Genomic DNA, 12,912 nt, shown 5'->3' with positions numbered 1-12,912 from the left:
CTGATTATCAATGCGCCGAAATCGAATGCGGACACCGCGGTGTGTTTGCACGTTTTGCACATGATGATTAAACAGGTTTTCCAGTATGAATTTATCCCGTCAGGAACAACGTACCTTACATGTTCTCGCCAAAGGTGGACGTATTGCGCACGTCCGCGATAGCTCAGGCCGCGTCACCGCCGTTGAATGCTACAGCCGCGAAGGGCTGTTGCTCGCCGACTGCACGCTCGCCGTCTTCAAAAAACTCAAAACCAAAAAGCTGATCAAGTCCGTCAACGGTCAGCCCTACCGCATTAACACGACCGGGCTGAACAGCGTTCGTGCCCAGCCAGATAATCGTTAAGGAGAGGATGATGGATATCCCACGTATTTTTACCGTCAGCGAAAGCGAACACCGCATTCATAACCCGTTCACCCCGGAAAAGTACGCCACGCTGGGCCGCGTGTTACGCATGAAGCCAGGCACGCGCATTCTCGATCTCGGCAGCGGCTCGGGGGAGATGCTCTGCACCTGGGCGCGCGATCACGGCATTACCGGCACCGGCATCGACATGAGCCGACTTTTCACCGAACAGGCAACGCGCCGTGCTGATGAACTCGCCGTCAGCGAGCGCGTGCGTTTTATTCATGACGATGCGGCCGGATACGTCGCAGATAAAAAATGTGATGTGGCGGCCTGCGTGGGCGCCACCTGGATTGCCGGCGGCGTCGCCGGAACAATGGCGCTACTGGCAAAAAGCCTCCGGCCTGGCGGAATAATACTCATCGGTGAACCCTACTGGCGTCAGGTGCCTGCGAGCGATGAGATAGCCCAGGCCTGCGGCGTCTCGTCCATCGCAGACTTTCTCACCCTGCCCGACCTGGTCGCCTCGTTCGACGCACAGGGCTATGACCTGGTGGAAATGGTTCTGGCAGACCAGGAAGGCTGGGACAGATACGAAGCGGCGAAATGGATGACCCTGCGTCGCTGGCTGGCGGAAAACTCTGACGATGACTTTGCACAAGAAGTTCGCGCGGAGCTGACAATTGCGCCCAAACGCCACGTCACCTACACACGAGAGTACTTTGGCTGGGGGGTGTTTGCGTTGATTGCCCGATAGCCTGAAACAGGCGGTATAGCCTTAACGACTATACCGCCTTCACGCATCAGGTATTAAGGCGGCTCAGAATAATATGAACGCGGATTCCGTCACGTTTACCCGCGCTTAATCACCGGGATATCGCCCGTATCATTTAACGCCCCTGGGAATGTTTTTAACCACTGAGCGACTTTTTGTTTATTGATATTCACCACACTCATCCCTTCCAGGCATCCCCATAATTCTCTTGTATGCTGCGGCGTGATCACAATACAGTCTTTCATCACCCGGATTTTAACCGGCATACCGCTGATAAACCCTGCCCGGGTTAACCAGTCTCCCCCCAGCGGAAGATATTTATTATCTATCCGGGCATAGAGTTCGCAGCAGGCGGAGCTTGCTTCCGGCGTTTCTGCGCGGGGGTGAACAGGCGCGGCACTGGTCTGGTTGCCGTGAAGACGGCGGGTACTGTTTTTGCGTACCAGCTCGCGGTTTTCAATCATGCCGGTGAAAGCGTCTGATTCTGTTTTGCAAACCGTAAACTCTGGCATAAAATTCGGCGCAGCCATTTTCAACTCCTTGTAAGTTGGTAGTGGTTAGCGGTATGGGGGTGTTGCAGCACCTTCATATCGCGTCTCGTTGTAAATAATTCCTGTGAAACTTACTCTGCCGCTCGGCGTTATTTCCGATGCGTATTATACCAGGCTGAATATAAATACAGCGGTTTGGCGTGGGGTAAATTTGGAATTTGCGAGGGGGCTTCAGGAAATAGTGTTGTGCGCGCTAAGGCCATGTTTTTGTTCGTTGTGGGTTGATTGGTCTGGGTTTTGCGAGCATCATCGCAATTATTTACCTTCTTCCGTAACGCGATGGCTTCCAGCAAAACACTCGAACAGGCAATTGCCAACATCACCATCTGGCGCAAGGGCGAACAACGTGCGCCGCATAAACCCTTATTGCTTCTGTACGTGCTGGCAAACTATCAGCAGGGGCATGCACGTCTGTTTGACTACGGTACCGAGGTACACGCTCAACTGCTAAGCCTGTTAGAACGCTTTGGTCCAGACAGGAAAGAACATTACCCGAACATGCCCTTCTGGCGACTCAAACGGGATGGATTCTGGGATCTTGAGAACAGTGAACTCTGTTCCACCACTGGCAGCAAACAGCCACCGGTAAAAGAGCTTGTTGAACATAAGGTCGCTGGCGGTTTTGATGAAGAACACTATGCGCTACTGAGAAAGAACAAGAAGCTGATCGGCTCGCTGGCACAGAAGATCCTTGAGGCGCATTTCCCGGAAAGCATCCAGGAAGAGATCGCAGATGAGATGGGTTTTGATATTCAACAGATCCGTAAGGTTCGCGATCCGTTGTTTCGTCAGCAGGTGCTTCGCACCTATAACTATGAATGTGCCATCTGCGGATTCAACATGCGACATGATAACACCTCCGTTGCGCTTGAAGCCGCGCATATCAAATGGAAACAGTTTGGCGGGCCGTGTGAAATCCCGAACGGGCTGGCGCTGTGTGCAATTCATCATAAAGCGTTTGATAAGGGATCGATTGGGCTGGATGACAGTTTGCGGGTTCTGGTGTCTGAGGCGGTAAATGGTAACGGGAATGGGATTGTAGGAAGACTGTTCTGGGATTTCGCCGGGAAGCAGATAGCACTGCCGATGGTGAAAGGGAATTATCCAGGGGAAGGGTTTGTGGAATGGCATCGGAGGGAGGTGTATAGGGGGTGAGTGCGAAGGCCGGACTCGCCAAATCAAACTAATCAACTGAATTGATTAAATATAAAAACACCAAACCTTATTCTATATACTCACTTGTATACTCAATCAATTTTAGTTAGCAATCATTCAAAACCAATGAGTTAAAAAATGCATGTAATCCCATTTTTAGAAAATTTCTTCAGCAGAGAGCAACTGAAACTCTCTACTTCAGTTGGTCTTAGCTAATACCCTAGGATAGTGTTTCGCAATAATGTCATTCATCATTTCTATCAGCTCCAAACGCTTGAATGTCAGATGGGCTGTTCCCTTCTGAAAGTAGCGGATGCTGAAGTATTCATCCTCGTAAGCATTCTTAGCCGGGTTATCCCGAATATGTTCCACCAATCGGATAGATATATCACCACGGTTGTCAGGTATTGGTTTGCCATCAAGTAAAAACAGCATCCGCTCAAGGTCAGCCAACTGATCCCTCCGCCAACCCCAGTTAAGGCTAAAGCCCCAGCGGTTATGAGTTACCAAATTGTTAATGATTATCTTCTTACCAAAGCTGCAGGGGCTATTGGTTTTATAATCCCACGACAGGCCTTTGAAGACGTTAATGATCCCGCGCTCAAATACTTCCGTTTTGTTCAGATGTAACTGTTCAAAAGTACTGAGAATGTTCGCCTCACTGATAGCAGGAAGATCGCCCTCCTCCAGGTTCTTATGCCACTGGTCGCGAGCCTGTGCATCCATTAAGGCCATCATGCCGGACTTCAGCATCAAATCGCGCCAGATACTACTGTCGATATTGCGGGTGACGGCAGGCATCACTTTATCTGCCTTCTCAGTCAGCCAACTATCGTAGCGGTGCCCTGGCTTCATCGCCCAGTCTTGCGCTGTACCACCGCCAATTTCTGAGGTTAACCGTGAAATGGCATCAAGCTGTTCAATGAGTTGTTCTATCTGTTTTAGCGCGGAATCGCGTCCAGCGACTACACGTTCGATACTGGTCGAAAGAATGAGCTCATTGTGTTCCGTCAACACGTCGGGTTCTGTTTGCATCGTTAACCTTCCATAAAAACAAACACGCCTGCCGGGAGTGGCAGGCGCATTATGCGATGAATAAAAAAGGTGGGAAGTTCAGAGGTAAAAATCAGGAATTGGGCTCGAAGAATTCAGGTATTTATTAATTCGGTAGCTCGACGGGCTCTGAGAATATCGGTCGCGGTCAGAAATGGTGTCTGCTCCTGCCATGTAAATTCTTTGCGGTCGATGCGTACCAGTTCATAGCGTTCCACCAGGAAATTCATTGCATCAGCAAGTGTAATACCTGCTTCAATATGCTCTTGGATGGCCGCATCGTCGTGGAATGGCGTGTCGTTAAGTGTCAGACCGTAATGATGCTCCAGCAGATACGTTAACAGTTGCTGCCACACCTGCACAGGCGACAGACGTGACGAAACCGGCACCATGGCCGGTACAGATGAAATGTGCATAATTTGGGTCCTGATAAAAGAAGAGAGAAGACGTTATTGGGCGGGATAAACAGTGAGGTAAACGTAGCCGCAGCTACTAAGGGTATCAGCTATACAAGTTAGACCTGTAAGCTGAATGGTCATCTGATGTTGCTGCTGTGGATTTAACTCACCAGAATGCAACATATTTTCTAACTGCTCTATAAACAGTGGGAAAGCATTTTCCAGGCTTTGTAGCTGCTCTGGGCTAAAGCTTCCCGTCAAACCAGCCCTGTCAGCCTGGTAACGCAGCCGGTTGCCTTCCTGAACTAATCTTGCGCCAAATCGTGGGGTGATATCGCTTTGTAGCCCCCATTCATGGGATGGTGTTAATGACATGGATATCTCCGTTTAAAGCAAACCCTGCTCGGCAAAGGAGACCACCTCGTTTCCAACCACCAAATGATCCAGCACTCGCACTTCTACCAGTGCCAAGGCTTTCACTATCCGCTGAGTGATGTGTTTATCCTGCTGACTGATTTCTGTCGTACCTGACGGATGGTTATGAGCCAGAATTACCGCAGCGGCATTGTGTTTCAGAGCCAATTTAACCACTTCGCGGGGATGCACTTCGGTATGGCTGAGTGTGCCGATAAACAGTGTTTCGCATCCCAGCAGGCAGTGCTGATTGTCGAGATACATCACGATAAAAACTTCACGCTCCTGATGAGCCATCTGTAATTGCAGCCAGGTTTTAGTGAAGCTGGTGGAAGTAAATGGCTCACTCGGTTGACGCTGATATTTCTCCAGCAGTCGTAACGCCCGACGAATGATGCGTTGCTCGTTTGCAGGAAATACCGGGGATAAATTGAATACAGACATATTTGCTCCTTAAAACAAAAAGCCTCGCCGGTTTATTGGCAAGGCCTAGGGGAAGGGATAATAAAAAGGTTCATGAAACAAGCTGCAGCATATTCTCAGCCATCACCCACAGAGCACGGTTGAGCTTTACATCACCGTCGATACCTTTAACAGCGCGTGTATGGGCTCGTTTACCTTTAGTGGTTCGTCCAGACAGACCGCCTTTAATCAGGTTTTCCTGAATGCGCTGATAAGTGGTCCACAGGTCATTACTTTCATCCTGCCAGCGGCGTGGGGATAGGATTTGGGATTCCGTCACCGGCTGATGCTCTTCACCAAAGCGATAGGTTAATGCTGCTTTCGCCATCGCCTGTTGTGCTGGCGGCGGTAACAAAAGCGACTGCATTGCATTGCGCTTCTCCTCCACCCGATCAAATATCCCCAGTACCTCGTAAGCCCCTTCAATGACTTTCTCCACCACGTTACCCTTATGGGGAACACGCACTTCACCAAAACTCTCACCGCAAATCAGCCCATTTTGGCAAACCGATCTAAATAGCCCCGGCAGCATCTGGTATGAGCTGGAACCGTCATGGCTATTAAGCAGAATAATTTCCGGCACTTGCTTGCCAGTGATTTGGCCTTCGCGGCGCAGGCGCAGCATATGTTTAGTGTGTTCACGCTTGCTCTGATCCCGCACACGAGTCTGGCAGGCGAAGAACGGCTGGAAGCCTTCTCGCTGCAGGTTATCGAGAAGGGTTATGGTCGGGATGTAGGTGTATCGGTCACTACGTGATTCATGCTTTTCTTCACTAAAGACACTCGGTACGTAATGCGCCAGTTCATCATGGGTTAGAGGACGGTCGCGGCGAACCAGGTTGACCGCACCAAAGCGGCTGGCTAATTTCATGATAATTTCCTTAGGTTTTGGGGCATAAAAACAAAAGCCCCTGCTCCGTAAGGAGGCAGGGGCGATATGCAGGTTCAGTGATCGTTACAGCAGAAGGCGGCTCAGAAGTTGTCCAGGATCCGTAATATCTGCGCCATCAGGGCAGTTATCAGCGCGGTCACCAGCAGCGTGGCTGCTTCTCTGGCTGCATCTATGCTGTCGTCATCGCGACCGGCCTGACGAAAGCGGATTTCAATAAATTGTCGGGCTTGCTGACCGCCGTACCAGGTCAGAACCTGACCCAAAGCGGTCACCAGCATTTTCAGAAAAATCATAGGGTTTGCTCCGGACTGCCTGACGGCAGTCCGTTGGTGATGTGACGTCTTTTATGGAGGGAGATGAAACAGAGAGACTACTCAGTTATAGGTGTAGCGCCACGCCCCTCTGTCGGTGGTGACTACCACTTCCGAAGCCACGCACTCATTATAAAAATTCACTTTGACGGACTGCCCGTAGTGCAGAGTGATCGGCAGAATGGTTTCCTTGTTAACGGAGGACATAAACTTTTTGTTGTCGATGCGGCAGTTGCCCCGATTAACGTCAATGTTTTCAACTCTCACACTGTCATCCAGCGAGGTGACCACTACAGTGGCGTAGCTTGTTCCGGCAGGATGAACATAATCACTGGTCTCCACTTTTATTGGAGAAGCTGGCTCGGCCAGCGCCGAAGCAGACAATAAAAGCAGTGCGGGTATCAACCATTGTTTGATTTTCACAGCGTATTCCTTTTAAGAGTAACGTATCGCCGGAACACGAATATCATCATTCATTACCAGCAACAGAAGGTAAAAACAGGTACAAATCAGAGTGAGGCCTTTGCCATACAGCCGTGTGTGCCAAACTCTGGCAGCACCTTCGCAGCCCCAGCTAGCGTGAAGGTAGCTGGATTAACACCTTCGCCGGATACCGAGACTTGTTTGCCGTTACGCAACTGTGTCCAGGCCAGCACCAGGTTATTGCTGCCGATACGACTGCCAGACTCACTGATATCAATGGCCTCTCCACCGTCAATGCTGACCTGAAGGTTTTTATCTTCATCCATACTGACTTCATGCCCGCTGGCGTCCGTAAATATGACCGTAGCCGGCTGTGAGCCATAATCCTCACAGGATAGATATAACTGTGACTGACCTTTCCCCTTGATAACAAACTCTGATACGCCTTGGCCCCAACCACTGGACCAAGTGTCCTTATTTCCAAAAGCCTGCGCCATGACCGGAACAAGACCACAGACCAGCACCAACGCGCTGAGTGATGAATTTTTCATGAATGTATCCTTTTGTAAGTAAAGCAAATTGTCCTGACGGACGGGAATACGGGCTCATTCCCTGATGAGCCCGCTGATATATTGATAATGCGGCAGGGCCTGAATGAATCTCGGGTCCTGAAAAATGCGAGTGATATGGCTGTTTCGCACAAAACAGCTGAGGGTCATCACCACATCAGTGATGGCTGAAAGGGTGAACACCTGAATGCGATCTTTCGATACGCCCACCAAGTACCACTCCCCGTCCAGACAGATCAGCCGGTAAGGGGCCACTGCAGACTGCTGATGACCTTGATGCAGAAAGTGAACACGGCGATTACGGATGATGGCCTGAACGATAGCCTGGAAACCACCAAACAACGCAGGTGCCTGACGTGGCGGGGCATTCCAGATAATACATGGAGAATCCTGACCACTGTCGAGCAACACCGACAGCAGCCTGGGATCCAGAGTAGGAAAGTAATGTGCCACGCTGGTTATCCGGGCAAAGCGGAGAATGTCGCTGTTGGTGCGAAAGGGACCCCGTGCGTCCAGGAGCCGGAAGCTTCCACGGGAATATTCGATGTCGAGATAACGCAGACGCTCACGCAAGTCGCGCTGAACGGTGCGCTCAGAAACGCCAAACTCCTGAGCCAATTGTCTGACGCTGAGTGATTCGCCCATAAAGAGGCGACTGACCAGGATGGCGAGACGGCTGGCCAACCGATCATAGCGGTGTCCCTGTTCAGACATGTTGTGTGCTCCCAGCAGAAAATATTGGTACCAGTCATCTGCTGGCAGTGAAAAATGGATTAGCGGGAAAGACGTTGCTGCCGGAGCCAGGCTACGATGATGCAGGCCGGTATGGTGACCCGGTAAGCCGGACCCGCAATGTCGGAAATCATCCACGCCGAACTGAGCGCAATGGCGACGGGACCGGAAATAACGGACAGTGCTCTGGATGCCACCACTACCGTGCCCCAAGTGGCAACGCCTCCTAGTGAGGTAATGACGCTTGCAGATAGTACGGTGGCAAGCTCCAGTGCAGCCAGCGAGGAGGTACGTATGGCTGCCTGTACTGCCATCAAAATGAGCTGAGGGGTGGGGTTGGTTAAGTCGAGTTGCATATTGCGGGAAAAGGTAGCCAGTTCTTCGGATGTCATCTGGTCCAGGCTTTTCTCCAGCACCTTCATCAGCAGGCACAACTCAATGGTCTCGGTGGTGCTTTTCAGGTTGAAGTTCACATCAAGTTTGTCGCAAACATCACCAAGGATTTCTCGATAGGTCACGCCCTGCCCCAGCCTAATCAAACTTACCAGCGTATTGGCCCCGTAACGCTGAAGTTCAGCCGCTATCAGTTGCCAGTAGCGGCGGTGTTCCGGTGCCAGCAGACGGTATTCCGGGGTGCTGGTCAGGCTCTCTGTCCAGCGGATGTCGCCGTCACGAGGGTCAGTGGTCAGAATAGAAACCAGTAGTTGCAGCTCTTCATTGCTGCACTGGCCCAGCAGGTTTAAATCGGGGTCGTTACGGTAGACAGCCATTAATCTTCCTCAGTCAGTGTGGTGAGAGTTCACACTTTAAGGGGGGCTGTGGCACGGATATGTCTTCTGAAATGGTGAGTTTTTACGCGGATGGAGTTGAATGCGACACTGAGTGTCATAGTCCCGTGACAACTACGACTAAAACATACACACTGAGATCGGAAGCTACCGTCATACATTATGATGATATATATCTGATTTTATAATGAATTATTGCATTTGCTCGAACAAAGACTGTATAGCCAGATCCATCAGTTCTGATTGGCCCATACTGTGTTTTTTTGATAATTCCTTAAGCATCCTGATGCTTTCTTTGCTCAAGCCGAGAAGTTCGGCAGTCTGTTTTTTATCCGTCTCTTTTCTTTTTTCACGTACCTTCTTTTGTGACCAAGCTTTAGTCAACGAAGTGACTAACTCTTTAAAATTGTCTTCTCTTGTAAGCATATAAAGCTGTGTGATTAATGCGTATTTACTATCACTCTCCGTGAGAGGTTCTAAATCAACCAGGAACATATTTTTTTTCTTTAAGTAACGAACTGAAAAAGAAACCGACTCTTTGCTTTTCATCAAAGAGGTGACATTGACCTCATGCCTGCATATCTCTTTATCTCTCTTGTAGTTACAGGATAAATGTGAAATCAGAAGATTTATTTCAGTATTTTTGAATGGCAACAAACTTAATAAGGTAAAAATGGATTTATAACGTTCTTTATGTCCACCTACGACTCTGGGCAAACAAAATGTATCAAAGACGCATTGAGCTTGCTGCTTAATCCCCACATCACTGTAGAGATGTATATTATCCGCTCTGAGCAGTTTAAACACACCTTTCCATTCGAGTTGCATCAGATTCCACCAGAAATAGTGGCATGCCTCGATATCATTTTTAAGCCATACAATACAACCATCGGAGAAAGCGTCACTTTCTACATCTTTTACAAGTTCATTTATCTTATCAAAAGGAGATTTTATTTTATCAGAAGCGACATCCGAGCAAATAAAATCTATTAATGCCGGGGCGTTATTGGCTATCTGTGAGAAATTTGAGTTTGCTATCGTTATATTTAGCGATATTAATATACGCCTGAGCATAGACAATGGAAAGGTTGAAAGATATTCCCTTATCAGCATTGGTTCATCTCCTGCCAATTCCTGAGCAGATTTGATTCTCATCCTTTTTATACGCTCATCACTCATGTCCAGTTCCTTCTCTCAAGCCTCCTTTTAAGATAACTTAAGCCAAGGTGTTAATGAAGATTTTTCGTGTTAAAAATGATGCCTGATTGCGGAAAAAACAAGGAAAAAACGTTCCATTCACAGCACAAAACCCCTTTAAATACTGAGCTGATGGCACTTTAATAGCATAGTCAATCAACTTCCCCATATAACGTTAACTCCAGAGTGACTGGAGGACCAGCCAGGAGCAGGTTGATGGTGCATGGCCACCGGATGTACACACTTTACATCGAACAAACTGTCGGATTGGTAATATATACCTGACACACCCTTTCTCTCTGTTACGCTTAAAGCTATGGGTTACCTTCATAACCCTTTTGTAATCAGAAATGATTTAATCAAGATAGGTTGAAACATCAAATCTCAGTTTTAATTATCTGAAGGATTATTTTTAAGAGTATTTTTTTACAACTCCAGTCATTGATGTGAAAAACAAACCACTGGAGATTTCCATAATGAATTACACCTCTAATCCTTTCTGGCAACAACGTATTACCGACACCTTACAGAACGCCCTTAAGGCTTATCCGCGAGTATTAATGCTGAGGGTTGATCTACGACTACCCAATGTACCAGCAGCTACAGATGCTGCTGTCATCTCCCGATTTATAGACTCTCTGAAAGTAAAGATTGCAGTGTATCTGCTTCGTAAACACCGCGAGGGCAACCGAAAACGCATGACCGACCTGCGTTATATATGGGCAAAGGAATATGGAGAACGCAACGGTAAAAAGCACTATCACATGGTGTTGTTGCTTAATCGCGAAGTCTGGTGTTCCGCAGGCAACTATAACGACCCGGCTTCACTGGCAGGATTAATCAAACAGGCGTGGTGTAGCGCCTTACGGGTGGGTACTCAGGAGTATGCAACGCTGGCACACTTTCCGGAAAGCCCGGTGTACTGGATTAACCGAGGGAATAACGAGCAACTACAGGAGGCATTATTACGGGCTTCATATCTTGCAAAGGACCATACCAAGGTTACTGGTGATGGCGAGCGTAATTTTGGATGCAGCCAGCGCTGATATCCCCTCAAGATTCGCCCCAGCCTATCGTTGCCGATAAGGCGCTCAGGTATTTTTTTACTGGCAATCCCTATCCTCTGAAGGAGTACTGGTGTGCAATAGAACTCAACTACACCGGACTCCTCCCATCATTAATTTTCAGAGGGAGAGATTCCATGGCTACTATCAATAACCCCATTCTTAGTGCTGAAGACCCGCTTATAGACATGACTTTTATCACTACATATACCGGCATGACCGACAAATGGTTTTATAAACTTATTCAGGATGGCGAATTCCCGAAACCCATCAAACTGGGACGTAGTTCACGTTGGTTTAAAAGCGAAGTAGAGAGCTGGATGCAGCAACGTATTGAGGATTCACGGGGGAACTGTCTGCGATGAAAAGACAGTACACAGTGGAATGTATGTCACTGATAACTCAGAAACACGAAAACCAGCCCTTAGAGAGAAAACACTTCGGACAAATCACCGGAGCTGTCCCTCCGGCTCGAATTGACTCGTTACTCAAAATAATCCATGTCCAGTTTGGGCACTTTAACCAAACGCGAAGAAACACCGACTTCGTTCTCAATCATCAAATGAACCAGACGTTCGCCATCAACCAAAACCATGCCCTCAACAGAATGGGCAAAATCTCGCGCCTGAGAAGTAAAGCCGGAAGTGGTAATAAATACTCCACGTTTGGCCTTCTGTCCGGCCAGCGCACCATAGAACGCCTGAAGTTCAGGGCGACCAACAGTGTTCTGCCAGCGCTTAGCCTGCACGTAAACTTTTTCCAGCCCCAATTTATCAAGTGAAATAATGCCGTCGATACCACCATCTCCAGTACCACCTACGCGCTGAAGATCATCCCGATGTCCGCCATATCCCAGACGATGAAGAACATCCAAGACGATAACCTCAAAACGCGCTGGGGATACCTGCAACAAGTTTTCCAGTAACTCATCAGCAACAGCATCACGTAGCTCTTTTAACGCTTGATCAAGACGATCGTCAGGGCTGCTTTTTGCCAGCTCTTCCTGGTTCGGTGCAGCTGGTCTTGGATCAAGATCGACAGCATCTGGCTGCTGTTTTAACTTCACGTTCATGAAATCAAAGGCCAGGTGGTTCACTTCCTTTTCGGGGAGTGGCTGGGGATGGGCCTGTACCCATTTAACCCCGTCGGGCGTTAAGCACCATTTTCCTCTGGATAAACTTTGCGATAATCCAGCTCGCTTCAGACGGTCATGTGCCCAGCCTGCCCGGTTTTTATAAACCAACTGACCACTGGCTATCACTTCTGCTCGCTGATTATCATCAAGATTAAGTGCATCTGCCGCAGCTTCATGCGCATCGCGAGCAGGTACCCCCTCAGGTTTACCTGCCAGAAAACGGAGAACTGGTTCAATAAATTTATCGTAAGTAGGAACAGCCATATAAACATCCCTGATAAGTTTTTTATTAGATCGGTTGCGTCAAACCGATCAACTAAAGTCTGTTTAGTTACTTAGCAATTGAGTGTACTTCCAACTGGTGAGGAGATGAACACATACACCTTAGTTACCCATTTTATCGACCAAAGTAAAATCTCATCTCCACACCATAAATTAGGAAAAATCACTCATACCGTCTCATCCAACCGCGTTTTTGCCACTTACCACTCGGGCATAACTTGCCCAGTCAGACGCTAAAATGCTCGCTATGTTTGTGTTCGGCAATATGACACAGCTCATGCAGCATCACGTAATTAATACACTCATAGGGTGATTAAGTGTCAGACTTCCACCGAGTTAATATATGCCTAATTGATCCGAAATGCTTT

General features: G+C 48.5%; 18 protein-coding genes and 1 pseudogene. 5 read left to right on the top strand and 14 right to left on the bottom strand.

What is annotated here, in order from left to right; genetic code table 11:
• Positions 1-85: 85 nt before the first annotated feature.
• On the top strand, positions 86-343 hold the full coding sequence (locus ACMVME_RS10840) for a YjhX family toxin (protein ID WP_014168433.1): 258 nt from the start codon (positions 86-88) through the stop codon (positions 341-343).
• A 10-nt stretch (positions 344-353) separates the two neighbouring features.
• Positions 354-1,100: an SAM-dependent methyltransferase gene (locus ACMVME_RS10835; protein ID WP_068795253.1), complete on the top strand. Its 747-nt coding sequence runs from the start codon at positions 354-356 to the stop codon at positions 1,098-1,100.
• 95 nt (positions 1,101-1,195) lie between these two features.
• Here the strand turns inward: ACMVME_RS10835 and ACMVME_RS10830 are convergent, their stop codons facing one another.
• Positions 1,196-1,648, bottom strand: coding sequence for a SymE family type I addiction module toxin (locus ACMVME_RS10830; RefSeq protein ID WP_074147066.1), 453 nt, complete (start codon positions 1,646-1,648; stop codon positions 1,196-1,198).
• 300 nt (positions 1,649-1,948) lie between these two features.
• Between ACMVME_RS10830 and ACMVME_RS10825 the strand changes: the two genes are divergently transcribed.
• Positions 1,949-2,824 carry a phosphorothioated DNA-binding restriction endonuclease gene (locus tag ACMVME_RS10825; RefSeq protein ID WP_044865628.1) on the top strand — a complete coding sequence of 292 codons (876 nt, stop codon included), beginning with the start codon at positions 1,949-1,951 and terminating at the stop codon, positions 2,822-2,824.
• Between the two features lie 198 nt (positions 2,825-3,022).
• Here ACMVME_RS10825 and ACMVME_RS10820 read toward each other — a convergent pair whose 3' ends face one another.
• From ACMVME_RS10820 to ACMVME_RS10770, 11 genes are all read right to left on the bottom strand, one after another.
• Positions 3,023-3,859 carry a DUF4942 domain-containing protein gene (locus tag ACMVME_RS10820; RefSeq protein ID WP_057068548.1) on the bottom strand — a complete coding sequence of 279 codons (837 nt, stop codon included), beginning with the start codon at positions 3,857-3,859 and terminating at the stop codon, positions 3,023-3,025.
• A gap of 113 nt (positions 3,860-3,972) precedes the next feature.
• Complete coding sequence (locus ACMVME_RS10815) at positions 3,973-4,293, bottom strand: TA system toxin CbtA family protein (RefSeq protein WP_414743437.1); 321 nt, start codon at positions 4,291-4,293, stop codon at positions 3,973-3,975.
• 33 nt (positions 4,294-4,326) lie between these two features.
• On the bottom strand, positions 4,327-4,650 hold the full coding sequence (locus ACMVME_RS10810; RefSeq protein WP_414743436.1) for a type IV toxin-antitoxin system YeeU family antitoxin: 324 nt from the start codon (positions 4,648-4,650) through the stop codon (positions 4,327-4,329).
• A gap of 12 nt (positions 4,651-4,662) precedes the next feature.
• A complete protein-coding gene (gene radC, locus ACMVME_RS10805) occupies positions 4,663-5,133 on the bottom strand; it encodes a RadC family protein (RefSeq protein ID WP_414743435.1) in 471 nt (156 codons plus the stop codon).
• Positions 5,134-5,203: 70 nt separating this feature from the next.
• Positions 5,204-6,025 carry a DUF932 domain-containing protein gene (locus ACMVME_RS10800; protein WP_142132151.1) on the bottom strand — a complete coding sequence of 274 codons (822 nt, stop codon included), beginning with the start codon at positions 6,023-6,025 and terminating at the stop codon, positions 5,204-5,206.
• Positions 6,026-6,123: 98 nt separating this feature from the next.
• Positions 6,124-6,336, bottom strand: coding sequence for a hypothetical protein (locus tag ACMVME_RS10795; protein WP_049141565.1), 213 nt, complete (start codon positions 6,334-6,336; stop codon positions 6,124-6,126).
• Between the two features lie 81 nt (positions 6,337-6,417).
• Positions 6,418-6,777: a hypothetical protein gene (locus tag ACMVME_RS10790; protein ID WP_414743434.1), complete on the bottom strand. Its 360-nt coding sequence runs from the start codon at positions 6,775-6,777 to the stop codon at positions 6,418-6,420.
• A gap of 86 nt (positions 6,778-6,863) precedes the next feature.
• A complete protein-coding gene (locus ACMVME_RS10785; protein ID WP_414743433.1) occupies positions 6,864-7,328 on the bottom strand; it encodes a hypothetical protein in 465 nt (154 codons plus the stop codon).
• 54 nt (positions 7,329-7,382) lie between these two features.
• Positions 7,383-8,060, bottom strand: a complete 678-nt coding sequence (locus ACMVME_RS10780) for a helix-turn-helix transcriptional regulator (RefSeq protein ID WP_057068560.1) — start codon at positions 8,058-8,060, stop codon at positions 7,383-7,385.
• Between the two features lie 59 nt (positions 8,061-8,119).
• Positions 8,120-8,848, bottom strand: coding sequence for a DUF3944 domain-containing protein (locus tag ACMVME_RS10775; RefSeq protein WP_057068562.1), 729 nt, complete (start codon positions 8,846-8,848; stop codon positions 8,120-8,122).
• 210 nt (positions 8,849-9,058) lie between these two features.
• A complete protein-coding gene (locus ACMVME_RS10770; protein WP_414743432.1) occupies positions 9,059-10,045 on the bottom strand; it encodes a hypothetical protein in 987 nt (328 codons plus the stop codon).
• A 494-nt stretch (positions 10,046-10,539) separates the two neighbouring features.
• Here ACMVME_RS10770 and ACMVME_RS10765 point away from each other — a divergent pair, with 494 nt between their 5' ends.
• The gene (locus ACMVME_RS10765) at positions 10,540-11,109 is read left to right on the top strand and encodes an inovirus Gp2 family protein (RefSeq protein WP_057068566.1); all 570 of its coding nucleotides are present in this window, start codon (positions 10,540-10,542) and stop codon (positions 11,107-11,109) included.
• 155 nt (positions 11,110-11,264) lie between these two features.
• Positions 11,265-11,492, top strand: a complete 228-nt coding sequence (locus ACMVME_RS10760; RefSeq protein ID WP_057068579.1) for a helix-turn-helix transcriptional regulator — start codon at positions 11,265-11,267, stop codon at positions 11,490-11,492.
• 119 nt (positions 11,493-11,611) lie between these two features.
• Here the strand turns inward: ACMVME_RS10760 and ACMVME_RS10755 are convergent, their stop codons facing one another.
• Positions 11,612-12,526 carry a restriction endonuclease gene (locus ACMVME_RS10755; RefSeq protein ID WP_057068568.1) on the bottom strand — a complete coding sequence of 305 codons (915 nt, stop codon included), beginning with the start codon at positions 12,524-12,526 and terminating at the stop codon, positions 11,612-11,614.
• 218 nt (positions 12,527-12,744) lie between these two features.
• Positions 12,745-12,848 (bottom strand): annotated as a pseudogene (locus tag ACMVME_RS10750) (YgjP-like metallopeptidase domain-containing protein); the annotation flags it as partial.
• Positions 12,849-12,912: the final 64 nt, after the last annotated feature.

The organism is Enterobacter cloacae complex sp. 2024EL-00711 (genome assembly GCF_047529885.1).
GTDB lineage: Bacteria > Pseudomonadota > Gammaproteobacteria > Enterobacterales > Enterobacteriaceae > Enterobacter > Enterobacter ludwigii.
Note: the sequence above shows the minus strand (reverse complement) of the source record. Positions and strands in the feature narration are given on the sequence as shown.

Bases quoted from the DNA above. Each gene is read 5' to 3' on its own strand.
- ACMVME_RS10840 (WP_014168433.1), top strand. From the start codon at position 86: ATGAATTTATCCCGTCAGGAACAACGTACCTTACATGTTCTCGCCAAA.
- ACMVME_RS10835 (WP_068795253.1), top strand. From the start codon at position 354: ATGGATATCCCACGTATTTTTACCGTCAGCGAAAGCGAACACCGCATT.
- ACMVME_RS10830 (WP_074147066.1), bottom strand. From the start codon at position 1,648: ATGGCTGCGCCGAATTTTATGCCAGAGTTTACGGTTTGCAAAACAGAA.
- ACMVME_RS10825 (WP_044865628.1), top strand. From the start codon at position 1,949: ATGGCTTCCAGCAAAACACTCGAACAGGCAATTGCCAACATCACCATC.
- ACMVME_RS10820 (WP_057068548.1), bottom strand. From the start codon at position 3,859: ATGCAAACAGAACCCGACGTGTTGACGGAACACAATGAGCTCATTCTT.
- ACMVME_RS10815 (WP_414743437.1), bottom strand. From the start codon at position 4,293: ATGCACATTTCATCTGTACCGGCCATGGTGCCGGTTTCGTCACGTCTG.
- ACMVME_RS10810 (WP_414743436.1), bottom strand. From the start codon at position 4,650: ATGTCATTAACACCATCCCATGAATGGGGGCTACAAAGCGATATCACC.
- radC (WP_414743435.1), bottom strand. From the start codon at position 5,133: ATGTCTGTATTCAATTTATCCCCGGTATTTCCTGCAAACGAGCAACGC.
- ACMVME_RS10795 (WP_049141565.1), bottom strand. From the start codon at position 6,336: ATGATTTTTCTGAAAATGCTGGTGACCGCTTTGGGTCAGGTTCTGACC.
- ACMVME_RS10785 (WP_414743433.1), bottom strand. From the start codon at position 7,328: ATGAAAAATTCATCACTCAGCGCGTTGGTGCTGGTCTGTGGTCTTGTT.
- ACMVME_RS10780 (WP_057068560.1), bottom strand. From the start codon at position 8,060: ATGTCTGAACAGGGACACCGCTATGATCGGTTGGCCAGCCGTCTCGCC.
- ACMVME_RS10775 (WP_057068562.1), bottom strand. From the start codon at position 8,848: ATGGCTGTCTACCGTAACGACCCCGATTTAAACCTGCTGGGCCAGTGC.
- ACMVME_RS10770 (WP_414743432.1), bottom strand. From the start codon at position 10,045: ATGAGTGATGAGCGTATAAAAAGGATGAGAATCAAATCTGCTCAGGAA.
- ACMVME_RS10765 (WP_057068566.1), top strand. From the start codon at position 10,540: ATGAATTACACCTCTAATCCTTTCTGGCAACAACGTATTACCGACACC.
- ACMVME_RS10760 (WP_057068579.1), top strand. From the start codon at position 11,265: ATGGCTACTATCAATAACCCCATTCTTAGTGCTGAAGACCCGCTTATA.
- ACMVME_RS10755 (WP_057068568.1), bottom strand. From the start codon at position 12,526: ATGGCTGTTCCTACTTACGATAAATTTATTGAACCAGTTCTCCGTTTT.